At 62.9% G+C, this 23,207-nt stretch carries 26 protein-coding genes; 12 read left to right on the top strand and 14 right to left on the bottom strand.

Features of this window, described 5'->3' with window-relative positions:
• Positions 1–4: 4 nt before the first annotated feature.
• The 3 genes from X735_RS155995 to X735_RS156005 all read left to right on the top strand — a co-directional run bounded on the left by X735_RS155995 (position 5) and on the right by X735_RS156005 (position 2,701).
• A complete protein-coding gene (locus tag X735_RS155995; RefSeq protein ID WP_023810367.1) occupies positions 5–934 on the top strand; it encodes a 3-keto-5-aminohexanoate cleavage protein in 930 nt (309 codons plus the stop codon).
• Positions 935–1,160: 226 nt separating this feature from the next.
• Positions 1,161–1,676 carry a GNAT family N-acetyltransferase gene (locus X735_RS156000; protein ID WP_031212950.1) on the top strand — a complete coding sequence of 172 codons (516 nt, stop codon included), beginning with the start codon at positions 1,161–1,163 and terminating at the stop codon, positions 1,674–1,676.
• A complete protein-coding gene (locus X735_RS156005) occupies positions 1,673–2,701 on the top strand; it encodes a histone deacetylase family protein (protein ID WP_023810365.1) in 1,029 nt (342 codons plus the stop codon). Before X735_RS156000 ends, X735_RS156005 begins: the two co-directional genes overlap by 4 nt.
• A gap of 15 nt (positions 2,702–2,716) precedes the next feature.
• Here the strand turns inward: X735_RS156005 and X735_RS156010 are convergent, their stop codons facing one another.
• From X735_RS156010 to X735_RS156020, 3 genes are all read right to left on the bottom strand, one after another.
• A complete protein-coding gene (locus X735_RS156010; RefSeq protein WP_023810364.1) occupies positions 2,717–3,982 on the bottom strand; it encodes a cysteine desulfurase-like protein in 1,266 nt (421 codons plus the stop codon).
• A 53-nt stretch (positions 3,983–4,035) separates the two neighbouring features.
• On the bottom strand, positions 4,036–5,103 hold the full coding sequence (locus X735_RS156015; protein WP_023810363.1) for an aldo/keto reductase: 1,068 nt from the start codon (positions 5,101–5,103) through the stop codon (positions 4,036–4,038).
• Positions 5,104–5,218: 115 nt separating this feature from the next.
• A complete protein-coding gene (locus tag X735_RS156020) occupies positions 5,219–5,674 on the bottom strand; it encodes a hypothetical protein (RefSeq protein WP_023810362.1) in 456 nt (151 codons plus the stop codon).
• A gap of 412 nt (positions 5,675–6,086) precedes the next feature.
• On the opposite strand from X735_RS156020, the gene X735_RS1000000167300 reads away from it, so the two are divergent.
• Positions 6,087–6,251 carry a hypothetical protein gene (locus X735_RS1000000167300; RefSeq protein ID WP_023810361.1) on the top strand — a complete coding sequence of 55 codons (165 nt, stop codon included), beginning with the start codon at positions 6,087–6,089 and terminating at the stop codon, positions 6,249–6,251.
• A 61-nt stretch (positions 6,252–6,312) separates the two neighbouring features.
• On the opposite strand, the gene X735_RS156025 is transcribed toward X735_RS1000000167300, so the two are convergent.
• Positions 6,313–6,819, bottom strand: coding sequence for a DUF1993 family protein (locus tag X735_RS156025; RefSeq protein WP_023810360.1), 507 nt, complete (start codon positions 6,817–6,819; stop codon positions 6,313–6,315).
• Positions 6,820–6,957: 138 nt separating this feature from the next.
• Between X735_RS156025 and X735_RS156030 the strand changes: the two genes are divergently transcribed.
• Positions 6,958–8,010 carry a DUF1176 domain-containing protein gene (locus X735_RS156030; RefSeq protein WP_023810359.1) on the top strand — a complete coding sequence of 351 codons (1,053 nt, stop codon included), beginning with the start codon at positions 6,958–6,960 and terminating at the stop codon, positions 8,008–8,010.
• Positions 8,011–8,038: 28 nt separating this feature from the next.
• On the opposite strand, the gene X735_RS156035 is transcribed toward X735_RS156030, so the two are convergent.
• From X735_RS156035 to X735_RS156065, 7 genes are all read right to left on the bottom strand, one after another.
• A complete protein-coding gene (locus tag X735_RS156035; protein WP_023810358.1) occupies positions 8,039–8,890 on the bottom strand; it encodes an alpha/beta fold hydrolase in 852 nt (283 codons plus the stop codon).
• Between the two features lie 230 nt (positions 8,891–9,120).
• Positions 9,121–10,731, bottom strand: coding sequence for a molybdopterin-binding/glycosyltransferase family 2 protein (locus tag X735_RS156040; RefSeq protein ID WP_023810357.1), 1,611 nt, complete (start codon positions 10,729–10,731; stop codon positions 9,121–9,123).
• 66 nt (positions 10,732–10,797) lie between these two features.
• On the bottom strand, positions 10,798–11,535 hold the full coding sequence (locus X735_RS156045) for an XdhC family protein (protein ID WP_023810356.1): 738 nt from the start codon (positions 11,533–11,535) through the stop codon (positions 10,798–10,800).
• 62 nt (positions 11,536–11,597) lie between these two features.
• Positions 11,598–11,936, bottom strand: coding sequence for an XdhC family protein (locus tag X735_RS156050; RefSeq protein WP_013532112.1), 339 nt, complete (start codon positions 11,934–11,936; stop codon positions 11,598–11,600).
• 60 nt (positions 11,937–11,996) lie between these two features.
• A complete protein-coding gene (locus X735_RS156055; protein WP_023810355.1) occupies positions 11,997–13,241 on the bottom strand; it encodes a VWA domain-containing protein in 1,245 nt (414 codons plus the stop codon).
• A 3-nt stretch (positions 13,242–13,244) separates the two neighbouring features.
• Positions 13,245–14,174 carry a MoxR family ATPase gene (locus X735_RS156060; RefSeq protein WP_023810354.1) on the bottom strand — a complete coding sequence of 310 codons (930 nt, stop codon included), beginning with the start codon at positions 14,172–14,174 and terminating at the stop codon, positions 13,245–13,247.
• The gene (locus X735_RS156065; RefSeq protein ID WP_023810353.1) at positions 14,171–14,698 is read right to left on the bottom strand and encodes a flavin reductase; all 528 of its coding nucleotides are present in this window, start codon (positions 14,696–14,698) and stop codon (positions 14,171–14,173) included. Before X735_RS156065 ends, X735_RS156060 begins: the two co-directional genes overlap by 4 nt.
• A gap of 179 nt (positions 14,699–14,877) precedes the next feature.
• Between X735_RS156065 and X735_RS156070 the strand changes: the two genes are divergently transcribed.
• Positions 14,878–15,951, top strand: coding sequence for a branched-chain amino acid ABC transporter substrate-binding protein (locus tag X735_RS156070; RefSeq protein WP_023810352.1), 1,074 nt, complete (start codon positions 14,878–14,880; stop codon positions 15,949–15,951).
• Positions 15,951–16,976, top strand: coding sequence for a P1 family peptidase (locus tag X735_RS156075; protein WP_023810351.1), 1,026 nt, complete (start codon positions 15,951–15,953; stop codon positions 16,974–16,976). Before X735_RS156070 ends, X735_RS156075 begins: the two co-directional genes overlap by 1 nt.
• Positions 16,977–16,985: 9 nt before the next feature.
• Here the strand turns inward: X735_RS156075 and X735_RS156080 are convergent, their stop codons facing one another.
• Positions 16,986–17,240: a DUF2171 domain-containing protein gene (locus X735_RS156080; RefSeq protein WP_023810350.1), complete on the bottom strand. Its 255-nt coding sequence runs from the start codon at positions 17,238–17,240 to the stop codon at positions 16,986–16,988.
• A gap of 128 nt (positions 17,241–17,368) precedes the next feature.
• Here X735_RS156080 and X735_RS156085 point away from each other — a divergent pair, with 128 nt between their 5' ends.
• The 4 genes from X735_RS156085 to X735_RS156100 all read left to right on the top strand — a co-directional run bounded on the left by X735_RS156085 (position 17,369) and on the right by X735_RS156100 (position 20,712).
• Entirely contained in the window at positions 17,369–18,094 is a 726-nt protein-coding gene (locus X735_RS156085; protein ID WP_023810349.1) for a DUF2259 domain-containing protein, read from the top strand.
• Positions 18,095–18,201: 107 nt separating this feature from the next.
• Positions 18,202–18,615: a hypothetical protein gene (locus X735_RS156090; RefSeq protein ID WP_081734809.1), complete on the top strand. Its 414-nt coding sequence runs from the start codon at positions 18,202–18,204 to the stop codon at positions 18,613–18,615.
• A 59-nt stretch (positions 18,616–18,674) separates the two neighbouring features.
• A complete protein-coding gene (gene purB, locus X735_RS156095) occupies positions 18,675–19,976 on the top strand; it encodes an adenylosuccinate lyase (protein ID WP_023810347.1) in 1,302 nt (433 codons plus the stop codon).
• Between the two features lie 7 nt (positions 19,977–19,983).
• Complete coding sequence (locus X735_RS156100; RefSeq protein ID WP_023810346.1) at positions 19,984–20,712, top strand: metallophosphoesterase family protein; 729 nt, start codon at positions 19,984–19,986, stop codon at positions 20,710–20,712.
• A gap of 15 nt (positions 20,713–20,727) precedes the next feature.
• On the opposite strand, the gene X735_RS156105 is transcribed toward X735_RS156100, so the two are convergent.
• On the bottom strand, positions 20,728–21,543 hold the full coding sequence (locus X735_RS156105) for a VOC family protein (protein ID WP_023810345.1): 816 nt from the start codon (positions 21,541–21,543) through the stop codon (positions 20,728–20,730).
• A gap of 249 nt (positions 21,544–21,792) precedes the next feature.
• Between X735_RS156105 and X735_RS156110 the strand changes: the two genes are divergently transcribed.
• Positions 21,793–22,347 (top strand): alpha/beta hydrolase, encoded by a 555-nt coding sequence (locus X735_RS156110; RefSeq protein WP_023810344.1) that lies wholly within the window; start codon positions 21,793–21,795, stop codon positions 22,345–22,347.
• 6 nt (positions 22,348–22,353) lie between these two features.
• Here X735_RS156110 and X735_RS156115 read toward each other — a convergent pair whose 3' ends face one another.
• Positions 22,354–23,127 carry an HpcH/HpaI aldolase/citrate lyase family protein gene (locus tag X735_RS156115; protein ID WP_023810343.1) on the bottom strand — a complete coding sequence of 258 codons (774 nt, stop codon included), beginning with the start codon at positions 23,125–23,127 and terminating at the stop codon, positions 22,354–22,356.
• Between the last annotated feature and the right edge of the window lie 80 nt (positions 23,128–23,207).

Raw genomic sequence — 23,207 nt, 5'->3', positions numbered from 1 at the left:
AAAGATGGCGCCTAGAAAAGTCATCGTCACCTGCGCTGTCACCGGCTCGGTGCACACGCCGTCGATGTCGCCCTATCTGCCGGTGACGCCGGACCAGATCGCAGCGGAGGCGATCGCGGCGGCCGAAGCCGGTGCCTCGATTCTGCATCTGCACGCCCGCGATCCGAGTGACGGCCGCCCGACCGCCGATCCGGACGTCTACATGCAGTTCCTGCCGCGCATCAAACAGGCGACCGATGCAGTGATCAACATCACCACCGGCGGCTCGTCGCTGATGACCCTGGACCAGCGGCTGGCGGCACCGCTCAGAGCCGAACCCGAAATGTGCTCGCTCAACATGGGTTCGATGAATTTCGCGCTGTTCCCGATGCTCGACAAGCCGAGGGAATGGCAGCACGAGTGGGAACCGAAGCTGCTGGAAGCCACCCGCGACACGATCTTCAAGAACACCTTCGCCGACATGGAAGGGGTGCTGGAAAGACTGGGCAAGGGCTGCGGCACGCGCTTCGAATTCGAATGCTACGATGTCGGCCATCTCTACTCATTGGCGCATTTCCGCGACCGGGGGCTGGTGTCTGGCCCATTGTTCATCCAGTTCGTGCTGGGCATTCTGGGCGGCATCGGCGCTGACCCGGACAATCTCGTCCACATGAAGCGGATCGCCGACAAATTGTTCGGCGACAGCTACCAGTTCTCGGTGCTGGCCGCCGGCCGCCAGCAGATGCCGCTGATCTCGATCGCCGCGGCCATGGGCGGCAATGTCCGCGTCGGGCTGGAGGACAGTCTCTATGACGGCCGCCAGCTGGCGAAATCCAATGCCGATCAGGTGCGCCGCATCCGTGGCATTCTCGATGGGCTGTCGCTGGAGGTTGCAACCCCCACCGAAGCGCGCGACATGCTGGCGCTCAAGGGCGGCGACCGGGTGGCGTTTTGAGATGCTGGCGTTTGAAAGGGAGACAATCTGAAATGATTGCGTTCCTTCGCACCCCCCTCTGTCCTGCCGGACATCTCCCCCGCAAGGGGGGAGATCGGATGTCATTTCGGCTTTCGCTAACTTCCAACGTTGCAGGATGGGCGGTAGTATCAAAACTGCCAATCTCCCCCCTTGCGGGGGAGATGTCCGGCAGGACAGAGGGGGGTGCCTGGGCACCGAACCTCCGATGATTGTCCCCCCGCCCAATATCCTCCTTCGACTCGGCACTCTCGACGACGTCGAAACGATCCACGCGGCGATCCTGAAACTCGGCACCCATATCGGCGCGCCCGAGGAGATCATTTCGACACCGGACGATCTCAGAACTTACGGCTTTGGTGAAAAGCCATCCTTCTCCACCCTGATCGCCGAAGTCGGCGGCGAATTTGCCGGGCTCTGCCTGCATTTCCCGATCTTTTCGACCTGGATGGGGCGGCCTGGCGTCTATGTGCAAGACCTCTATGTCGAGGATCGTTTTCGTGGCCGCAAGATCGGCGAGCGGCTGCTGCGGCACGTTGCGGCGCAGTGCCGGAAAGAAGGCGGCGTGTATCTGAGGCTATCCGTCGACACCGACAATGAGGGCGCCAAGGCCTTTTATGAAAGGCTGGGCATCGCCTGGTCGAGCTACGAACAGACCCAGAAGATCATCGGCGATGCCTTCTTTGCCTTCGCCGACACGGCCGAGAATGAGGAGCAGGAATGAAAGCCTTCTACGCCGAGGAACAGAAGCGTCACGACCCCAAGGCCTTTCTGTCAAGCGGTGCGGCGCAGCCCAATCCGGAAAAGCCGGAGCGCGTCGAAAGATTGTTAGCCGGCGCATTATCCGCCGGTTGCACGATCGAGCGGTCTCGGGATCATGGGCTCGGCCCGGTCGCGGCTGTGCATACGCCCGAATATCTGGATTTCCTCGAGCATATCTACGCGCGCTGGCAGCGCATCGAGGGCGCTTCGGCCGAAGTGATCCCCAACATCCATCCGATCGCGCGCAACGGCTCCTACCCGGCCTCGGCAGTCGGGCAGGCCGGCTACCACATGGCCGATACTGCTTGCCCGATCTCGGGCGAGACTTGGCAAAGCGCGCTGTGGAGCGTCTGGAGCGCGGTCGATGCGGCCGAGGCGGTGATGTCAGGCGTACCGGCCGCCTACGCGCTATGCCGCCCGCCCGGTCACCACGCCTTTGCCGATGTCGCCGGCGGCTTCTGTTTCATCAACAATTCGGCCGTCGCCGCACAGGCTCTGCGTAAACAGGCCGCACGGGTGGCGATCCTCGATGTCGACCTGCATCACGGCAACGGCACGCAAGGCATCTTCTATGCACGACCGGATGTGCTGACCGTCTCGCTGCATGCCGATCCCGTGCGTTTCTACCCGTTCTTCTGGGGCCATGCCGACGAGCGCGGCGAAGGGCCAGGCCTCGGCTACAATTTCAACCTGCCGCTGCCACGCAAATCCGCCGACGCGGCGTTTCTCGAAGCGCTCGAGGTAGCGTTCCAGCGCATCCGTGCCTTTTCGCCCGACGTGCTGGTCGTGGCGCTCGGGCTCGATGCGTTCGAGGGCGATCCGTTCGGCGGACTTTCGGTGACGACGCCGGGTTTCTCGCGCATCGGCGAGGCCATCGCAAAGCTCGACCTGCCGACGGTCATCGTCCAGGAGGGCGGCTACCTCTGCGACGAACTCGGCGACAATCTCACCGCGTTCCTCACCGGCTTCGGCGGCAAGATGCGGTGAGTACTCAAGCCAGTGTCAGGAGCGCTGCTGCCTGAGCATGGCGATGACCCGGTGCACGCTCTCCAGCGTCTCGTCGATTTCGGCAGATGTGTTGTAGTGAGCGATGCCGATGCGCACGACGCCATACTCGGCCGGGATGCCGAGTTGATGGACGATCTCCCAGGCATAGTTGTGCCCCGACCACAGGAAGATGTTCTCGGCGTTCATCTGCCGTACGATCGTCTCCGGCACGATGCCGTCGACGGTGAAGGACACCGTCGGCACGCGCTCGCCAATCCGCTTCGGATCGGTGATGCCGTGGATGGTCAGACCCTCGATATCGGACAGACCGTCGATCAGCTGTTGCGCCAGCGGGTTTTCATAGGCGATCGACACCGCGAACGCCTTGGCGATCTTCTGCCTTCGCGATCCACCCTCGCCCGCTGCCGCGCCAAGGTCGGCGAAGTAATCGACCGCGGCCGTGAGGCCGGCCATCAGTTCGATCTGCGGCGTGCCCAGCTCGAACCGCTCCGGCAGGCCGTTGGATGAACAGCGGCACTTGTAGGGTTTCAGATCATCGATGACATCATGCTGGCCCCACAAAATGCCCATATGCGGGCCGAAGAATTTGTAGACCGAACAGATCAAGAAATCGCAGCCGAGCTCCTGAACGTCGATCAGGCCGTGCGGGGCGAACTGCACGGCATCGACATAGACCAGCGCGCCGGCGTTCCTGGCGATGGCGCTCAGCGCCTTCACCCGGTTGATGGAACCAGTCAGGTTGCTGGCATAGTTCAACGCGACCAGCCGGGTCCTGTCGGATAGCAACCCGGCGAGCGTCGCCTCTTCGACCTGCCAGCTCTTTTCGTCGAACGGCAGCCAGCGCACGACGAGGCCGAGATCCTCGGCCAGCTGCAGCCAGGGCGACACATTGCCCTCATGGTCCATGCGGGTGAGGATGATCTCGTCGCCGGGCTTCATCGTGCGGCCGAGCGTGCGCGACATGTGATAGGTCAGCGTCGTCATGTTGGCGCCGATGATGATTTCTTCCGGGCTCGCCGCACCAAGGAAATCGGCCATTGCCCGATGCGCCTCATCGACGACGGCCTGCGCGGCAATCGTCGTTTCGAAATAGCCGCCAAGGTTGGCGTTGGTGGTCAAAAGACAGCGCGACACGGCGTCTGCGACGACTTGCGGCACCTGCGTGCCGGCCGGATTGTCGAGATAGATGCGGCGACGGCCCTTGTCGGTCAGGGAGAGAGCGGGAAATCTTTCGCGGACCAGCTCGATCGGAAAATTCATTGTTGCCCTTCTCCCATTGTAATCATTGGATTCGGCCAGCGGCCAATCCCCGTTCAAGGACAGGGATTACCGACCCGCTGATGGATCGCATCCACCGCCTTCTGCATTTCTTCGGTCCAGACGACATCGACGGAAGACAGCGCCATGTCGAGCTGCGAAAGCGTCGTTGCGCCGACGATGTTGGAGGTTACGAACGGCCGGCTTGAGACATAGGCATTGGCAAACAGTGCCGGCTCCAGGTCAATGGAGCGCGCCAGCTCATTGTATTCAAGTTGTGCTTCGGCAGCACCTGGCGTCTCGTAGCGCTGGCCGCGGTTGAATAGCTGCGTGCGCGAGCCCTGAGGCCGCGCGCCATGGTCGTATTTGCCAGTCAGGTATCCCTGTGCCAGCGGCGAATAGGGCAGCAGCGACACTTGCTCGCGCTCGCAGACCTCGGCGAGGTTCACCTCGAAGGTGCGGTTGACGAGATTGTAGGCGTTCTGGATCGACGCGACGCGCGGGCCGATGTCCTTGTCGGCTTCGGCAAGGAACCGCATCACGCCCCAGGAACTCTCGTTCGACAGGCCGAAATGGCGTATCTTTCCTGCCTTCACCAGTTCGTCGAACACGGCAAGCGTCTCGGCGACCGGCGTTTCGTCGGCCGGTGCGCCGACGGAATCGGCGCGCGGCGACACGGCGCCGACGCGCGTCGGGTTGGCGCCCCAGGGGATATCCCGCTCCGGCCAGTGGATCTGATAGAGGTCGATATAGTCGGTGCCGAGCTTGGCCAGCGACTTGTCGATGGCGTCAAAGATATCGGCGCGCACCAGTTGCGACGGCCTGTCGCCGCGAAACCAGCTGTTGGCCGTGCGGCCGACGACCTTCGAGGCAAGGATTACCTTGTCGCGGTTGCCCTTGGCTTTCATCCAGCTGCCGATGATCTTTTCGGTCCACCCTTGCGTCTCCGCCTTGGGCGGGATCGGGTAGAGCTCGGCGGTATCGATGAAATTGACGCCGCGCGAGAACGCCAGGTCCATCTGGGCGTGGCCTTCGGCCTCGGTGTTCTGCTGGCCCCAGGTCATGGAGCCCAGGCAGATCTGGGTAACAAGAAGATCGGTCCGACCGAGACGACGCTTGTGCATGGAATTCGGCTCCGGAGGAAGGCTGGCGCGACTGCGCGGAGGAAGCCGCATCTATAGGCAAAGCAGAGCCGCTCTCCAAGCCTCGCCAGAGCGACTTTTGCGTGAACCAGCCGGGTTAGCGGCGAGCACCTGCCAATGCACGGCGCTTGGCCTCGTCGATCAGCATGTTGGCCACTTGCATGCGGATCATGGCGCGCTGGCGCAGATGCGGAGCGACACGGTCGGGATGGTTGGCAAAGGCAAAGCTGCGGCGCATGCGACCGAAATCGGCGACCTGCTTGGGCTGATTGAGGCCGAGTTCCATGGCGATGGCTTCGGGATCGATCGGCGGCAGCTTTTCCTCGGGCTTTGGCTCTTCGCCGGCGAGAGCCAGCTTGGCATGATCGAGCAAGGCGGCGAATTCCGTCGCCAGATCCGCGCCCGCCTCGCGATATTCGGCAGCGGAAACCTTGATGCGGCCGGAATGGAGTTCATCGGCCACCGAAAGATAGTCGAACGGGATGGATGGACGAGCGCCGGCCTCTTCGCCCTCGCCATTCTTGTCGGGGGCGATGAAGAGGTCGTCGAGCAACGAAGCGAAATCCCGCTTGGCGCCAGTAGCGATGTCAGCCTCCCCCTCGCCCGACCATTCGGGTATCAAAGCATAGAACCGGCTCGTTAAAAATGCATGGCACCGATCTTAACGAATTTAGCCTTCGCCTCGTCTACCGCTTGACCCACCGCAATCCCAAAAACAAAAGCCGGACTGCATTTTCACGCAGTCCGGAATTCGCCAGGAGTGGCGAGGAAAAACCGGCCATGTAGCCAGCATTCGAGGCTACGGTGCGCGTCGGCCAAAAGTTTCACCGGGTTGCAGAAAATGGCGAAAGATTCGCCAAGGCAAAAATTCGCCAAGACATGGCAGGTATGCAAATGCTGCACTGCACAATTGTCACGATTCACCTATATTGGCTGGCGTGGAGGACCAATTTGGGGCTTGAATCATGGGTTTCTTCACTGAAATGTTCGCCCGGCCTCGGCCGCAGGAACATCTGAGATACCGCTCGGCGCTCGCGCTGCTTCATTCGATGAGCAATGCCGACCGCGCCGACATCGGTATCAAGCCGGCCGACTTCCCCCGCATCGCCCGCGAAATGTCCATTCGCTGACTGTCATCGGAGTCGCCAGATGTCCCGGATCAGTCCGGGACATCTCGAAGACCCTAATCCTCTAGCGCGCTCCCAGGAATGTCGCCTTGCCCAGCGGCACGCCATTGTGGCGAAGGATGTCGTAAGCGGTGGTCAGGTGGAAATAGAAATTGGGCATGGCCACATGCAGCAGATACTGCGTGCCGGGCATCGAAATCTCGCGCTGGCCAAGCTTCAGTTCGATGACCTTGTCATCCGAACCGTCGAACTCGGCGGCCGAAAAGGTCTCCAGAAGGTCCAGGGTCTTGGTGACGCGCGCCTGGACATCGGCAAAACTCGCCTCGTTGTCCTCATATTTCGGCACCTCACGCCCGGCGAGCCGCGACGGCGCGCCCTTGGCGTGATCGGTAGCGATCTGCACCTGCCGGGTCAGTGCGTACATGTCGGGCGCCAGCCGAGAGGTCAAAAACACCTGCGGATCGATCTTGCGATCAAGCGCATTCTGTTCGGCGGTCGCCAGCACATTGGAAAGCGCTTTCAGCCTGGCTGAAAACACAGGCACGGAGGCCTCATACATCGATATCGTCACGTCAAATCTCCTGCCCGGCCGAACGCCGGCGGACGCGACGTAGCGCCTTCGCGCGCGATTCTTCAAGACCGCCGAGCCTGCGTCACCACGTTGCCGCAATCGCCAGAGTAGAATCTCCCCATCGAGCGGAGGTTCCCGATGAGACGCGCCCTTTTCGCAGCGACTGCCTTTCTCTCCCTTGTCCCGATCGGCCAGACGCTATTGGCGGCCGACGATGCCCCCGAAACGCCCTATGTCGACGACCGGTCTAGCGCCGATGCGGTTGTGCGTTCGCTCTACAGCGCCATCAGCCGGCACGAATTCGCCCGCGCCTGGGGTTATTTCGGCGATACAAAGCCGGCAAAGGATTTCGACAGTTTCGTCAAGGGTTTTGATGGCACCGACAAGGTCGAGGTCGAGACCGGGGCTGTTTCCGACGAAGGTGCGGCCGGCAGCATTTTCTACAACGTCCCCGTCGCCGTCCGCGCCACCGACAAGAGCGGCGGCAAAAAGGTCTTTGCCGGGTGCTACACGCTGCGCCAGGTGAATGCCCAGACACAAGTGGAGCCACCCTTCGATCCGATCCACATCGAGAAAGGGGCACTGAAGCCCTCCACTGCCGATTTCGAGGAGGCGCTGCCGCCAAGCTGCGGCGATGGCCCGCCACCGCCAAAGAAAGACACCGCACTGGAGCAGGCCAAGAAGGCCTTTCTGGCAACCTATGGCGACCAGTGCGACAAGCAGTTCCTCGCCAATGATCCGACCGTTTTTTCGATCAAATACAAGGACAAGGATGCGCAGCCCGGCGATCCCGACAAGGAAACGCGACTGTTCCATTTTTCCTGCTCGGCCGCCGCCTACAATGAAAGCTCGGTCTACTACATGACCGACGAGACATCGGGCGTGCAGCAATTGCAGTTCGCCGAACCCAAAATGGATATCCGCTACGAGAACAATGACAGCAACGGCAAATTGCTGGGCATGACCATCGTCGGTTTCCAGACGTCCGGCTGGGCAGTCAATTCCGACTATGACGAAGCCGCCCACACGATCACCACGTTCAACAAGTGGCGCGGCATCGGCGATGCGTCCGACGCGGGGACGTACCTGTTTCGCAACGGCAATTTCTCGCTGGTCCAGTACGACGTCGATGCGTCCTATGACGGGGAGCAAAACCCCGAGACTGTCGTCGACTACAACACCGCGCCCTGAGCCTCACACGAGCTTGCAGGCTGATCGATCAGGGCGCCTTCGACAGCATCCAGTTGAGTGTGCCGCGCCAGTCGGTCATGCGAATCGGCGTACCATGGGTGCCGGTCTCGAAACGGACGAAGCGGGTCGGATAGGTCTTCGATTTGGCCAGGATCGAGCGAAAGAACGCCTCCTGCTTTGCCACGGGGTAGACCACGTCGTGGCTGCCCTGGCCGAAGAAGACCGGCACGCGGCGCTTGAAGGCCGGGCTGGTGAAAAAGCTCTCATCCCACAGCGAACCGAGCAGCAGCAGACCATTGATGCGTCCGCCCGTGTCCTTGCGCGCGGCCAGCTCCCAGCACAGCGCGCCGCCCATCGAGCCGCAGGCGACGAAGATCTTCGCGCCGGGCGACTGTTCGGCATAATGACCGATCAGCGCCGCCACCTGCGCCGCTCCCGTATCGCCGAAATCGGGGAAATCAGGACTGAGATAGAGGCCGCCATTGCTGGCCATCAGGTTCTTGAGCCGGTTGAAATTGCCGCCGAAAGTGAAGTCGTCGACACCCTGCTTGCGGCTGCCGCCCTGCCCGTGCAGGTAAAGCACGATGATGCCGGCGCCCTCGGTCTTGCCGACGGCGACATGCCTGACATCGCCGGCATCGGTCTTCAGCAACAGATCCTGCTGCACCTTGCGCACGCTGGCGTCGGTATATTGGGCGTTCACCCGCCGCTCGGGCACCTGGTCACGCTGGTTGATGTCGCGTAGCTCGCGGTAATCGATGACGGTATAGGCGCCATTGGTGTCGGACGACAGCGTGGCCGGATAGGCGAAGAGATCGTCCTTGAAGGGTTTTAGTTCGAGAGCGGCAGCGTGGGTGGCTGAAGAAACCAAGAAAAGCATTGCCGTGAGGAACGCGCGGCACGCCCCCCTCTGGCCTGCCGGCCATCTCCCCCTCAAGGGGGGAGATTGGATGCGCTTTCGGTTTTCGCCAATTTCCAAGGTTTCAGGACGTGAGCTGCCGTCAAAGCTGCCAATCTCCCCCCTTGAGGGGGAGATGCCCGGCAGGGCAGAGGGGGGTGCGACGGTATGAATAGACATGTCCAAGGCATGCGTAATTCGGCTTGGGTTTGTCAATCCTGCAGCACGCCGCCAGCGCCTTCCAGCGCCTCGCGTGTGTCGACATCGACTGACGCCGCCGCGCCGATCTCGACATCGATGACATCGAGCCCTTCAGTCTCGACCAGATGGCGAGCGCCCGTGTCACCCTCCAGATGGGCGATCGCCGGAAACAGCGAACGCGGCAACAGTACCGGATTGCCACGCTTGCCGTCATGCGAAGCGCGGACCACCGCATTGCCGCCGGCCTTGCGGAAAGCATCGATCAATCTGTCGAGGTCGTCGGACGCGATACCCGGCATGTCACCGAGAACGATCATCACGCCGGCGGAATCCTCGGGCAGATAGCCAATGCCGGCCTTCAGCGAGGTGGACAGGCCCTCGGCAAAATCGGGATTGTCGGCGAAGGTCACGTCGAGGCCCGCCAGTGCCGAGCGCACCCGATCGCGCTGGTGGCCGGTGACGACGACAGTGCCGGACGCCTTCGAGCCAAGCGCCCGCTCAGCGGTGCGGCGCACCAGCGGCTTGCCGTCGAACAGCGCCAGCAGCTTGTTCGGCCCGCCCATGCGGCTTGAGCGGCCAGCCGCCAGCAGCACGATGCCGACCTTGACCTGGCTTCTCGCCGGCAGCGGTTCGCGCGGCTGCGGCCGTGTCGGGATTTCCATCAGCAGCCCGCCGACCCCCATGCCGGCAATATCCCTGGCGGTCACGTCGATACCGGCGATCAAACGGTCCAGCACCCAGTCGAAACCGTTCTCCTTGGGGCTGCGGGCGCAGCCAGGCGCGCCGATGACGCGCTTGCCATCGAGTGTGCCGAGCACCAGCAGATTGCCGGGATCGACCGGCATGCCCGCGCGGATGACTATACCACCCGCCCTCTCGATCGCGGCGGGAATGACATCGGCAAAATCGCTCATCGCCGAAGCGCCGAAGATCACCACCATGTCGTTGTCGCGCGCCAGGGAGACCGCGGCCTCCGCCACCGGTGCGATCTCATGCGGCGTGCGGCGCTCCGCAGTCAGCCTGCCGCCCGTGCGCGCCAGCCGCGCTTCGGTGACGCGCAGCGTCTTGTCGAGCACACTTGGCTTGATGCCCGGCAGAACCGTCTGGATGACGCCGACACGCACGGGCCGGTAGGCATTGACGGCAAATATCTCACCACCGGCGCAGATTTTCGTCGCGGCGCCGACCAGCGCTGAACTGACCGCGAAGGGGATGATCTTCACGGTCGCGACCATCTGGCCTTTCTCCACCGGCGCATGCTGCGCCAGCGTGGCGATGGTGATGGCCGGATCGATGGCGTTGATGGCGTCGATGACAGCGGCATCGACCGTGAAGATGCCCGGCGCCTTGGCATGGAGGTTGACCCGCCCGGTCGCGGCAGGCTTGGCCTCGATCCCGCGAAAGGTCATGCTCTCAGCTATTTCCTGCGCGGCGGCATCCTCGCCGAGGTCGTCCTCAGCCAGCACGGCTGCAACGACCTGCGAAATGCCGGCGGCCCGCAGCAGCGCCACATCTTCGGCGCTGAGCCTGTGCGCCTTGCGGAAGCGGCGTTCACCAGCGGTGGTGGAGTGCGCCAGCACCGCGCCTTCCGCCGCCTCGATAGGGATCGGGCCGAATTTCACGCCGCAGCGCCCGTAGAGCGCCGCGCGTCCTTTTGGACGCGCAAAGGACGCTCTACTACTTTGAATCTACGCATCGTGCTTTTCCAAAATCGATTTCGATTTTGGAGCCGATGCGGAGGCATCGAGACCGCGCGAGCGGAAGGCGTGGATCGCCTGGGCCAACACCGCAACGGCGATCTCTCCCGGGCTGGCAGCACCGATGTCGAGCCCGATCGGCGCATGGATACGGGCGATCTGATCGGCGCTCGCGCCCAGCGCCAGCAGGCGTTCGACCCGCTTGGCATGCGTCTTCCTGCTACCGAGCGCCCCGACATAGAAACAATTGGCGTCGAGCGCGGCCTTCAGCGCGAAATCATCGACCTTCGGGTCATGGGTTACGGCGGCAAGTGCGGTGTAGCTGTCGAGCGGCTGGCGCTTCAGCACATCCTCCGGCCATTCGGCATGAAGCGCCACCTCGGGAAAGCGGTCCGGCGTGGCGAAAGCGGTGCGGGGGTCGATGATCTCCACGGGATAGCCGGCGATCTTCGCCATCGGCGCCAGCGCCTGGCTGATATGGACAGCGCCAATCACGACCAGACGCGGCTGCGGCAGATGCGCGTTGAGAAAGAAATTCCGCCCCTCGGCTTCGACCGAACCGGAATTGCCTGTGCGAAACGCCCTGGCGATCGCGGCGCCAAGATCGCCGGCGACCTGATCGCCCTCGCGCACGATCCTGTCGCGGCCGTCACCGAGATCGGTGACAAGGATCGCCGCTCGGCGAGCGCGTCGTTCGGCGTTCAAAGTTTTTAAGGCGTAGGGATCCATCAGGAAATCTCTTGTCCGAGCATGATCTTGTCCAAAAACCGGGCCCCACTTTTGGGCATGCTCTAGCCCAGTCTTTCCACATACACCTTGATGCGGCCGCCACAGGACAGGCCGACCTGCCATGCGGTCTCATCGGCAACACCGAACTCCAGCATCCTGGCCTTGCCGCTGTCGATGACGTCGATGGCCTCGCTGACCACAGCGCCTTCGACGCAGCCGCCCGAGACGGAGCCGTGGAAATTGCCGTCGGCGTCGATGACCAGATGGCTGCCTACAGGTCGGGGCGCCGAACCCCAGGTCTCGACCACTGTCGCGATGGCCACGTCCTTGCCGTCCTTCATCCAGCCCTCCGCAATGATCAGCGGGTCGCGGGCCTCATCCAGATAAATGCTGTTTTCCATGACCGTTTCTCCAGAAGTCTGTTTTTCTCGGGATCTGTTTTCCGGATGGGAAAGATATGGCTATGCGGCGTGCCTCGCGCCAGCTTCCAGCCATCGGCGCGGATCGACGGATTCTGCCGACTTCTTATCCAGCGACGCGCAAAGATCGGCGAGCGCGTCGAGATTGTGCACCGAGCGGAACTCGTCGACGTGCGGCAGCATCGTCTTGACGCCGCGGGCGCGCGCCTGAAAGCCGTCGAAGCGCAGCAACGGATTCAGCCAGATCAGACGCCGGCAGGATTTGTGCAGGCGCTCCATTTCTTCAGACAGGCCGGCGACATCGTCGCGCTCCAGCCCATCTGTGATCAGAAGCACGACCGCGCCCTGCCCCAGCACGCGGCGCGACCATATCAGGTTGAACTCGGCCAGCGTGTCGCCGATGCGGGTGCCGCCCGACCAGTCCCTGACCGCCGCCGAACAGTCGGCAAGGGCTGCATCCGGGTCGCGATGGCGCATCTGCCGGGTCAGATTGGTGAGCCTTGTGCCAAAAACGAACGTGTGCACGCGCCGGCGTTTTTCGGTCAGCGCATGCAGGAAATGCAGGAAGATGCGTGTGTACTGGCTCATCGAGCCGGAAATGTCGGCCAGCACCACCAGCGGCGGGTGAACCTCGCGGGCTGAGCGGAATTTCGGCAGGATCAGTTCGCCGCCGGTGCGCGCGGCCGAACGCATCATGGCGCGCGGATCGATACGGCGGCCATGCGCATCGGCCTTGAAGCGCCGGGTGCGCACCATGTCGAAAGGCAGCCGCAGCTGCGCGATCGCCTTCTTGGCGTCGGCCATCTCGGCGGTATTCATCTGGGCAAAATCCTTGGCCCGCAGCACCTCGTTGCCGGAAGAGGTGAAGCGGGCGTCGACCTCGATCTCGGGAATTTCCTGTGGCGGCTGGTTCTTCTGGTGGCCCTCGAACATCGCCTGGCTGACCCGGTTTTCAGCGGCGCGTGGCTTCTGCTTTTCCCTGTTGTCGGGTGCCACCGGCGAAAACATAGCCAGCATCTTTTCGATCAGTTCGCGCGACTTCCAGAACAGCCGGAAGGCTTGGTCGAAAATGGCGTGGTCCTCATGCCTGGACACCAGCACGGCGTGCAGCGTCCAGTAGAAATCGTCGCGCGAGCCGATGCCGGCGGCGAGCACCGCTTCGATTGCGTCCTTGACCGAAGCCGGGCCGACCCGCATGCCGGCCTTGCGCAAGGTGCGGGCAAAATAGACGATGTTGTCGGCGATCCGCCCGTGCGGCATGGCCTCTTTTGGCTCGGGGCGCGACATCGCCTACTCCGCCGCCGAAAGCTCGGCCTTCACCTCGTTGAGGATGCGCCGGCCTTCGCCCTGTTCGATGCGGGCAATGTCGTCCTGGTATTTCAACAGCACGCCGATCGTGTCGGAGACGGTTTCAGGATCGAGCGCCACCTTGTCGAGCTCGGTCAGCGCGCCGGCCCAGTCGATGGTTTCGGCGACGCCCGGCACCTTGAACAATTCGATCTGGCGCAGCTTCTGGATGAAGGAGACCACTTCGGCCGAAAGCCGCTGGTTGGCCTGCGGCACCTTGCGGCGCACGATCTCCAGCTCGCGCTCGGCATTGGGATAGTCGACCCAGTGATAAAGGCAGCGCCGCTTCAGCGCATCGTGGATTTCGCGGGTGCGATTGGTGGTGATGATGACGATCGGTGGTTCTTCCGCCTTGATGGTGCCGAGTTCGGGCACCGTCACCTGGAAGTCGGACAGGATTTCGAGCAGGAAGGCTTCAAACGCCTCGTCGGTACGGTCGAGCTCATCGATCAGGAAAACCGGGGCAGCGCCCGTCTTTCCGGTCAGCGCATCGAGCACCGGGCGGCGGATCAGGTATTTTTCGGAAAAGACGTTGCGCTCCATGGCGGAGCGCTCGACCTTGCCGGCCGCCTCCTCCATGCGGATCTCGATCATCTGCGCGGCGTAGTTCCACTCATAGACGGCGGACGAAACGTCGAGGCCTTCATAGCACTGCAGGCGGATCAGCCGGCGACCGAGCGCCTGTGCCAACACCTTGGCGATCTCGGTCTTGCCGACGCCGGCCTCGCCCTCGAGGAACAGCGGCCGCTTCATACGCAACGACAGGAACAGCACGGTCGCCAGCGACCGGTCCGCCACATAGTCCGCACCGGTCAGGAGATCGAGCGTCTCGTCGATCGTCCGTGGCGCGGCGCGCGGTTTCAGCTCGGTCATTCTTTCTCCGTGAACGCCGCCGCTCCGCTTTCCAGTACGTGGTAGCCGCGGGCGTGGTAAATCAGCGGCCGCAAATTATCGCCCATACGCAGACCTGTCACCTTGCCAAAAAGCACACGATGGGTGGCCAGATCCTTGGTGTCGATCAATTCGCAGTCGAACACGGCGAGCGCGCCTTTCAGCGTCGGTACGCCGGTAGAGATCACATCCCATTCGCCAAGCGCGAAACGTTCCTCGACCGGCAGGCCGGTGATGCCGGAAAAGCCGACCGACAGTGGCTCCTGGTGCGAGGCCAGCGTGTTTAGGGCAAACCTGCCGTTTTTCACGAACAGCTCATTCTTGGCATTTTCGCGGTTGAGACAGACCAGGATGGTCGGCGGCGTGTCCGACACCGAACAGGCGGCGATCACCGTCGTGCCGCGCTTGCCGGCCGGCCCGTCGGTGGTGACCACATGGACGTGGCCGGCAAAGTGGCTCATCGCATCGCGATAGGCCTGCGGCCCAATGTCGTTCTTCTTCAGCACCGTAAATTTTCCATGGTCAGGATCCTACCGACATATATGGCCAGACATAGCCCGCCACAAGCGAAGTGCCTGAGCCATATCCCGAAATTCGCGTGTTGCACCAAGGCCGGGCAGCCTTTAGGTCTTGGCGGTAATAGTGCCGGGAGCATAGAGCCGGCACGGAGGGACCCATCGCTCGAATGCGACCCAGGACAAGAACAATAGCGGCGCTGTTCTGGCTGTTTCTGGCCAGTGCCGCGGATGCCCAGACGCTGCTCGTCGGCGTCTCAGCGCCCCTGTCGGGACCATCGGCCATTCTCGGCAAGCAGATCGAGGCCGGCACCGGTCTGGCCGCCGAGGCGAACGGCATCGAACTCAAGACGGTGGATGATGCCTGCACCGCCGATGGCGGCGCTGCCGCGGCCAGGGAATTTGCCGCCGCCAAGGTCAATATCGTGGTCGGCTTCCTCTGCACCGAGGCGATCGAGGCGGCGATGCCGATCCTGAAGGACGCCGGCATTCCGGTCATCACCGTTGGCGTGCGGACCGAAAGCCTGACCGACCGCCGCGCCAAGACTGGCTGGCCGGTCTATCGCCTCGGACTACGCGGCGACGATGAGCGCAACACCGTCGCTTCTGCCCTCACCCATCTGTGGCAGAACGAGCTGTTCGCCATTATCGACGACGGCACCATCTACGGCCGTGAGATCGCCGAGACGTTGCGGGCAGCGGCCGAACAGGCAGCGCTGAGGCCGGTATTCACAGACACGTTCCGGCCACAGCTCGACAACCAGATCGGCATGATCGGCCGGCTGAAGAAGGCCGGCGCGACGCATGTCTTTGCTGGCGGCGACGGCGACGACATCGCCATCATGGGCCGCGATGCCGCACAGCTTCAGGCTGGCATCGTCTTTGCCGGCGGCGAAAATCTCCGCACACCGCCGGGCGACGTGCCCTATGCCGTGGGCACGCTGATGATCGCACCGCCTGAATGGGCCGATGTCGCCGATCCAAAAGTGCTGGCGGCATTTGACGCTAGGAAGATCGTGCCCGACGGCTATGCGCTGCCCGCCTACGCCGCGGTCGAAATCGCCAAGGCGGCATCAAGCTTGTCCGAAAGCTCGGGCAAGCCATTGGCTGAAGCCCTGACCGGGCAGGATTTCACCACGGCGATCGGGCCGATCCGCTTTGATGCAAAAGGCGACCTCAGCCAGAGCCCCTACCGCGTCTTCCGTTTCGACGGCACGCGCTTTGCGCCCTTGGAAAGCAACTGATGTTTCGCACCGGCCCACGCAACCTGATCACCGACGTTGCCGGCCTGCGCGTCGGCAATGCGTCCGACGCCAGGCTGAAATCCGGGGTGACGACCGTGCTTTGCGATGCGCCGACGGTGGCTGGCGTTCAGATCCTGGGCGGCGCGCCGGGCACGCGCGAGACAGACCTGCTCGAACCGCACAATTCGGTCGATGTGGTGCACGCCGTCGTGCTTTCAGGCGGTTCGGCTTTCGGCCTCGACGCGGCGTCCGGCGTGCAGGCGGCGTTGCGCGAACGCGGCATCGGCCTTGAAGTCGGTGGCTTTCGTGTGCCGATCGTGCCGTCGGCGATCCTGTTCGACCTGCGCAATGGCGGCGACAAGGATTGGGGCCGTTATCCGCCCTACCGTGAGCTTGGCTATGAGGCGGCGCAAACCGCCACCGCCGATTTCCAACTCGGCACGATCGGTGCCGGCACCGGTGCGCTGACCTCGGGGCTAAAGGGCGGCCTCGGCTCCGCCTCGACGCTGCTGGATAGCGGCGTCACCATCGGCGCGCTGGCCGCCGTCAATCCGACGGGCTCGGTAACCGTCAGCCGAACCCGCCATTTCTGGGCAGCACCGTTCGAGATCGGCGGCGAATTCGGCGGGCTTGGTTACCCCACGCCGATGCCGGACGATGCGAAACGGATTCTTTTGAAACACCGCGACAAGCATGTTGGCAGGCAGATGGAGACCGGCGGCAACACCACCATCGCCGTCATTGCCACCGATGCGGTGCTCACAAAAGCTGCCGCCAAGCGCCTGGCGATATCGGCGCATGACGGGTTCGTGCGCGCCATATGGCCGACGCACACACCGGCCGATGGCGATCTTGTGTTCGCGCTGGCGACCGGCACGAGCGGTATCGAACTCTCCGCCGATGCGGCAATCGATCTCTACGCCGCCGCCGGCGCCACCATGGCGCGCGCCATCAGTCGCGGCGTCTATGCGGCAACGCCTGCCGAAAACGATCTGTTTCCGGTCTGGTCGTCACGCCTGAGGTGAAGCGATCAATCAGACCCGATCGGACTTTTCTTCCTCGAACGTCACCGCAACATCGGAATTCGCCGACAGCCAGACCTTCTTCCCGTCGACTTCGGCAATCAGGCTCAGGGGAATATAGTGATGATGGCCCTTGTGAGCGCCCTCGCCGCTATCGGCCTTGGTCAGCTTGATGCGCTGGCCATCGACCTCGTCGACAGTGCCGACATGCACGCCGTCGGCGCCGACGACTTCCATATGCTCGCGAATTTTGCTGGTGTCGGTCATGGTGGTTCTCCATTGGGACTGCCGACCATAACAAATGACGGGCCGATTGGATGCATCGGCTTTCGCACCGCACGACGTTTTGATTTCGGCGTGCTAGGGGATTGAGACGATCACGGGGGTGAAGACCGATGCGAATGCTCTTTCTGTTTGCCGTTGGCCTGCTTGCACAGTTTGCCACCTCGATCGCGGCTCATGCCGGCGATGTCGCCGAACTTGAAATCCTCGGCTTCACCAAGGACGGCAGCGTCTTTGCTTTCGAGGAATATGGCGTGCAGGATGGATCGGGCTTTCCCTATGCCAACCGCTACTACATCGACACCAGCACCGACAGCTTTCTCAAGGGCACGCCGATCCGGGTCCGGCTTGAGGACGAGAATGCCAAACTGGATGCGGCGCGCCTTCAGGCCCGGCAAAAAGGCGAAGCCATTGTCAGTCAGGCCGAGTTGGACGCCAATCGCGGCATCACCGCCGGTTTCAACCCGGTGACCGAACTTTCGGCCGATCCGCACCGGATGGCAGTCAACCCGCGCCCGATCTTTTCGCCGGTCGACCCACCGCTCGAGTTCCGGCTCGACGAGATCGGCATGAACAACACCGAGGGCTGCGAGAGCCAGGGCGAGATCAACGGCTTCCGGCTGCTGCGCATCGAGGCGCAAGACGGCGGCACCACCAAGCTGCTGCACGAGGACAAGGCGATACCGAAAAGCCGGGGTTGCCCGAACGGCTACCGCATCGGCGCTGTCCAGACCTTTTCGATGGACAGTCTCAGCGCCTATGCCGTGCTGATCGCGGTGCGCCAATACGGCTTTGAAGGCCCGGACTTTCGCTGGATCGCGGTCACCGGCCGCCTGTGACACCGCTTGTCCCACCCGCCCCGCGCGATCGTTCGCTGAACCGCCTTCGCCGCGCTATACCGACGCCGCGCACTGCGTTTTATGGCGCCTTGTTGTGGGCGTTAACGATGGGCGCCAGTGCGCTCGTCACCCTGTTTCTGGACGACTGGGAGACACCGGCGAAAATCCGCATTGTCACCGTGCTGTTCGCAGCGGGAGCTGCGCTGGCCTTTCCGGTTGGTCTGTTTGCGGCGCGGCTGGTCTCGCAGGGAAGGCGTTGGGAAGTCGCCTTCGCGGCGGCGTTCGTGTGCCTCGCCGCCGCAACGGTCGGTCTGACCGGCGGGCTGTTTGCGCTGCAGTACCGCTCCTACTATGCCGAGTGGCATGCCCCTGCTTTCACCCACACCTGGGCCCTCCAGTTCGTCTTCACGACGTTGATTGCGCTCTATCAGTTCTTGGTCCTGGGCGTCCGGCTTTATTTTCCGCTTGGTTTCGTCGCGTTGTTTGCCGCGGGCGTCTGGTTTGCGCGCCAGCAGCGTTGAGCATTTTGCTCGCCTCTGTTAGGACGCGGGCAAACTTCTCGATACGTCAGGACTGACCGATGATCCCTCGCTATTCCCGGCCGGAAATGGTCGCCATCTGGTCGCCCGAAACCCGGTTTCGCATCTGGTTCGAGATCGAAGCCTATGCGTGCGACGCGCTGGCCGAACTCGGCGTCATCCCAAGGCAAGCGGCCAAAACCATCTGGGAAAAGGGCAGTGCTGCAAAATTCGATGTCGAGGCGATCGACGAGATCGAGCGCGTCACCAAGCATGACGTCATCGCCTTCCTGACCCATCTTGCCGAATTCGTCGGCCCGGACGCCCGCTTCATCCACCAGGGCATGACCTCGTCGGACGTTCTCGACACCTGCTTTGCCGTACAGCTTACCCGCGCCAGCGACATTCTGCTCGCTGACATCGACGGCCTGCTTGCAGCGCTGAAGCGCCGTGCCTTCGAGCACAAGGACACCGTCACCATTGGCCGCAGCCACGGCATCCATGCCGAGCCGACCACCTTCGGCGTCAAGCTGGCGCAGGCCTATGCCGAGTTCTCGCGGTGCCGCGAGCGTCTGGTTCATGCCAGGGAAGACATTGCCACCTGCGCCATTTCGGGCGCAGTCGGCACCTTCGCCAACATCGATCCCTATGTCGAGGAGCATGTCGCGGCGAAGCTCGGCCTGAAGCCCGAGCCGGTGTCGACGCAAGTGATCCCGCGCGACCGCCATGCGATGTTCTTTGCCACGCTCGGCGTCATCGCCTCCTCGGTCGAGCGGCTGTCGATCGAGATCCGGCATCTGCAGCGCACCGAGGTGCTGGAGGCGGAAGAGTATTTTTCGCCGGGCCAGAAAGGCTCGTCGGCCATGCCGCACAAGCGCAACCCGGTGCTGACCGAAAACCTCACCGGGCTTGCCCGCATGGTGCGCTCCATGGCGCTGCCGGCGATGGAGAATGTGGCACTCTGGCACGAGCGCGACATCTCGCACTCCTCGGTCGAGCGCATGATCGGGCCGGACGCCACGGTGACGCTTGATTTCGCACTGTCACGGCTGACCGGCGTCATCGACAAGCTGCTTATCTACCCCGACAACATGCTGAAGAACATGAACAAGTTCCGCGGTCTCGTGCATTCGCAGCGCGTCATGCTGGCACTGACGCAGGCCGGCCTGTCGCGCGAAGACTCCTACCGGCTGGTGCAGCGCAACGCTATGAGGGTATGGGAGCAAGGCGCTGATTTCCTTGAAGAACTGCTCGCCGACAAGGAAGTGACCGCAGCGCTGCCAGAGGTCGATATCCGCGAGAAATTCGACTTGGGCTATCACACCAAGCATGTCGACACGATCTTCAAGCGGGTGTTCGGATAGGATTTCCATGCGACTGGCTGTCCTTTCCGACATTCACGGGAATCTGCGCGCGCTTGAAGCGGTTCATGCGCGGATCAAGGACAATTCTCCCGACATCATCGTCAATCTGGGTGATTGTCTCTCCGGGCCGCTATGGCCGGAAGAAACCGCGCAATATTTGATTGCACAGAACTGGCCGACCGTGCGCGGCAATCACGACCGTGTGCTGATCGAGCCGCCGGCTTCCGGGCTGGAAGACGTCGATGCCTTTACCCACCATTGCCTCTCCCAGACGTCATTGGCTTGGCTTTTGGCATTGCCGATTGCCCTGACGCTCGCCCCTGAAATTCTGCTCTGCCACGGCAGCCCCAGCGACGACGAGACGTTCCTGCTCGAGGAAGACGGCGGCAATCACTTCTATCCATCCAATCAAAAAGAAATCAGACACAAGCTCGGCAGCATCGATGCCGGGCTGACCTTGTGCGGCCACACCCATACGCCGCGCGTCGTGCGGCTTTCCGACCGCCAGACGATCCTAAATCCCGGCAGCGTCGGTGTTCAGGCGTTTCCCGGCCTTACCGTGACCGGCAGCCCGCATGCCCGCTACGCCCTCGCCACGCACAAGCGCGGAGAATGGTCGTTCAGCCATCACGCGGTCAGTTATGACTGGGCCGAAGCATCCAGCCGCGCGACGGCGGCCGGCTTCGACAGTTGGGCACACGGATTGCTGACCGGTTACGCCGCCAGTTCTGTTTAAGAGCGCAGCGGGCGCTTAGCCGGCAGCGCCAGGCACGGTGCGGATCACCGTGCCCCACGGGTCTTCCCGCGTGGTTTCGGTGGATGCCTTGTCCGAACGCATCTCGACCCAGGCCAGACCTGACCGGGAGGGATCGCGGCGGCCTGCGCCTGAACTCTGCCAGGCGTTGGCGCCGATGTGGTGGTGATAGCCGCCCGAAGACAGGAACACCGCCTGGCCGCCATATTTCGCCACCGTGTCGAAGCCGAATTCCTGGTTCCACCAGGCTTCGGCGTCTTCCGGCCTGCCGACACGCAGGTGGACATGGCCGACGATGCTGTTTTCCGGCGCGCCCTGCCAGCCGGCGTCACCCGCAGGCACTTCGGCAACGACGGACGGAATGTTCAGCCGCTCCGTTGCCATGGCAATCTTGTCGCCATTCCACTTCCAGTCCTGCGGGCGGCGGTCGGCATAGATCTCGATGCCATTGCCTTCGGGATCGGTCAGGTACAGAGCTTCGCTGACCAGATGGTCGGAAGCGCCCTCGATCGCGATCTTGTTCGATATAGCGTGGTTGATCCAGCGGCCGAGATCGGCGCGGCTGGGCAGCAGGAAGGCGGTGTGGAACAGCCCGGCGCTGCGCGGATCATCCGGCTTAGCTGAAGCGTCCTGCTCAAGCACCAACAAGGGACGGTTGGCGGCGCCCAGCGTGATCGAACCATCGGCACGGCTCAACTCCTGCAGACCGACAATTTCGCGGTAATATGCGGCAAGGCTTTCCGCGTCGCGCGCCTTCAGCCCGACGCGGGCAACGCTGACTGGGGTGGTGGCGGCAAAAGGCAACTCGCTCATCAAATGCTCCGTTCGACCGGCCTGCGATGAAGCTCCCAAAGCGAGAAGCCCCACTCCGCCGATCATTGTACGTCGTGTCAGTTCCAAAGTCAGGGTTCCCGCGCACGGCTGTTTCTTTTCCTGACCACAGATCGTCCATCGGCATCGTTCACACAAGACGCGAAGAAGCGAACATGGTGTTCACTATTGTGATCAAAAGTGGCGTTCCCGCCGGTTGCACGAAGCGATGCCGCTCGCTATCTCAGCGCCATGAAGGTCAAGGAAGCAGATATCCTCATCGTGCCGGGCTACACCAATTCCGGCCCCGACCATTGGCAGAGCCGCTGGCAGTCGAAACTGTCGACGGCGCGCCGCGTCGAACAGGCCGAGTGGTCGAAGCCGGTTCGCGAGGACTGGACCGCGAGCGTCGCCAAGGCGGTCAACGAGGCCGAGCGGCCGGTCGTCCTGGTCGCGCATTCGCTCGGCGTCACCACTGCGGTGCAAGCCATTCCGCAATTCCGCAAGCCGATCGCCGGGGCCTTCTTCGTGGCACCTCCCGACGTCGCCAATCCCGAGATCAGGCCCAGGCACCTGATGACCTTCGGTCCCTACCCGCGTGAGCCGCTGCCCTTTCCCTCGATCGTGATCGCCAGCCGCAACGATCCGTTCTGCGCCTTCGATGTCGCCGAAGACATTGCCGGTGCATGGGGCTCACTATTCATCGATGCCGGCGAGACCGGTCATCTGAACGCGGATTCAGGCTTCGGGCCGTGGCCCGAAGGTTCAATGACCTTCGCCAAATTCCTGACGGATTTGAAACCCTGAGTTTCTTCAGGACCCAATCGAATCGCGGACGCTCTTGATCAGCGTTTTTGCGCCAAGCCCGATCAGCGAATGCTCGGAGCCCATGGCCAGCAGGCGATAGCCCATCGACACAACCCGGCCGGCAATTGCCGGCTCGACAACGTAGATCGCCGCATGTTTGCCGGCCTTGCGGGTGCGCTCGGCCACCGATGCCACCGTCTCCATCATGCTTTCCAGCGTCGAATTGACGGTCGCACCATTGCTCCAGGCGATCGAGAAATCCGATGGGCCGAGGAAGATGCCGTCGATGCCGGGCGTGTCGAGGATGCCGTCGAGCGCATCGAGGGCCGGACGCGTCTCGACCATGGCGAAGGCCATGGTGCGTTGGTTGGTGTCGCGCAGCCACTCGGCCTGGTCGCCCTTGCCGTGGCGTGGAAAAGCGTAAGTCGGCCCCCATGAGCGCTCGCCGAGCGGCGGGTATTTCATGGCGGCGGCGAACAGTTTTGCATCGGCAACCGAATTCACCATCGGCGCGATGACCGCCTCGGCGCCGAAATCGAGCGCGCGGCTTGCCATGTCGAAACGGCCAACAGGAATGCGCACCAGCGCCGGCTTGCCGGCAGCGAGCACCGGCACCAGGCCACGCAGCACACTGTCTTCGTGATGGCCGCCATGCTGCATGTCGAGCGTGACGGCATCAAAGCCCTGCTTGGCGACGATCTCGACGGTCAAGGCATCCGGCACGCCGGACCATGCGGTGAACAACGTTTCGTCGGCCGCGAGGCGGGACTTCAGGGACATGGGTACTTTCCTTGTTAACTCCGGCAGTTTCAGCCGGAAATCGTGACAAAGGCAAAGAAAAACCGCCCGGATAGGCCGGG

The organism is Mesorhizobium sp. L2C084A000 (assembly GCF_000502875.1).
In the GTDB taxonomy this organism is placed as follows: Bacteria; Pseudomonadota; Alphaproteobacteria; order Rhizobiales; family Rhizobiaceae; genus Mesorhizobium.
The sequence above is the reverse complement of the archived record's forward strand: the minus strand, read 5'-3'. Positions and strand labels throughout refer to the sequence as shown.

Excerpts from the sequence above, each read along its gene's own strand:
- X735_RS155995 (WP_023810367.1), top strand. The coding sequence starts at position 5 with ATGGCGCCTAGAAAAGTCATCGTCACCTGCGCTGTCACCGGCTCGGTG.
- X735_RS156000 (WP_031212950.1), top strand. The coding sequence starts at position 1,161 with ATGATTGTCCCCCCGCCCAATATCCTCCTTCGACTCGGCACTCTCGAC.
- X735_RS156005 (WP_023810365.1), top strand. The coding sequence starts at position 1,673 with ATGAAAGCCTTCTACGCCGAGGAACAGAAGCGTCACGACCCCAAGGCC.
- X735_RS156010 (WP_023810364.1), bottom strand. The coding sequence starts at position 3,982 with ATGAATTTTCCGATCGAGCTGGTCCGCGAAAGATTTCCCGCTCTCTCC.
- X735_RS156015 (WP_023810363.1), bottom strand. The coding sequence starts at position 5,103 with ATGCACAAGCGTCGTCTCGGTCGGACCGATCTTCTTGTTACCCAGATC.
- X735_RS1000000167300 (WP_023810361.1), top strand. The coding sequence starts at position 6,087 with ATGGGTTTCTTCACTGAAATGTTCGCCCGGCCTCGGCCGCAGGAACAT.
- X735_RS156030 (WP_023810359.1), top strand. The coding sequence starts at position 6,958 with ATGAGACGCGCCCTTTTCGCAGCGACTGCCTTTCTCTCCCTTGTCCCG.
- X735_RS156035 (WP_023810358.1), bottom strand. The coding sequence starts at position 8,890 with ATGCTTTTCTTGGTTTCTTCAGCCACCCACGCTGCCGCTCTCGAACTA.
- X735_RS156045 (WP_023810356.1), bottom strand. The coding sequence starts at position 11,535 with ATGGATCCCTACGCCTTAAAAACTTTGAACGCCGAACGACGCGCTCGC.
- X735_RS156050 (WP_013532112.1), bottom strand. The coding sequence starts at position 11,936 with ATGGAAAACAGCATTTATCTGGATGAGGCCCGCGACCCGCTGATCATT.
- X735_RS156055 (WP_023810355.1), bottom strand. The coding sequence starts at position 13,241 with ATGTCGCGCCCCGAGCCAAAAGAGGCCATGCCGCACGGGCGGATCGCC.
- X735_RS156060 (WP_023810354.1), bottom strand. The coding sequence starts at position 14,174 with ATGACCGAGCTGAAACCGCGCGCCGCGCCACGGACGATCGACGAGACG.
- X735_RS156070 (WP_023810352.1), top strand. The coding sequence starts at position 14,878 with ATGCGACCCAGGACAAGAACAATAGCGGCGCTGTTCTGGCTGTTTCTG.
- X735_RS156075 (WP_023810351.1), top strand. The coding sequence starts at position 15,951 with ATGTTTCGCACCGGCCCACGCAACCTGATCACCGACGTTGCCGGCCTG.
- X735_RS156080 (WP_023810350.1), bottom strand. The coding sequence starts at position 17,240 with ATGACCGACACCAGCAAAATTCGCGAGCATATGGAAGTCGTCGGCGCC.
- X735_RS156085 (WP_023810349.1), top strand. The coding sequence starts at position 17,369 with ATGCGAATGCTCTTTCTGTTTGCCGTTGGCCTGCTTGCACAGTTTGCC.
- X735_RS156090 (WP_081734809.1), top strand. The coding sequence starts at position 18,202 with ATGGGCGCCAGTGCGCTCGTCACCCTGTTTCTGGACGACTGGGAGACA.
- purB (WP_023810347.1), top strand. The coding sequence starts at position 18,675 with ATGATCCCTCGCTATTCCCGGCCGGAAATGGTCGCCATCTGGTCGCCC.
- X735_RS156100 (WP_023810346.1), top strand. The coding sequence starts at position 19,984 with ATGCGACTGGCTGTCCTTTCCGACATTCACGGGAATCTGCGCGCGCTT.
- X735_RS156105 (WP_023810345.1), bottom strand. The coding sequence starts at position 21,543 with ATGAGCGAGTTGCCTTTTGCCGCCACCACCCCAGTCAGCGTTGCCCGC.
- X735_RS156110 (WP_023810344.1), top strand. The coding sequence starts at position 21,793 with ATGAAGGTCAAGGAAGCAGATATCCTCATCGTGCCGGGCTACACCAAT.
- X735_RS156115 (WP_023810343.1), bottom strand. The coding sequence starts at position 23,127 with ATGTCCCTGAAGTCCCGCCTCGCGGCCGACGAAACGTTGTTCACCGCA.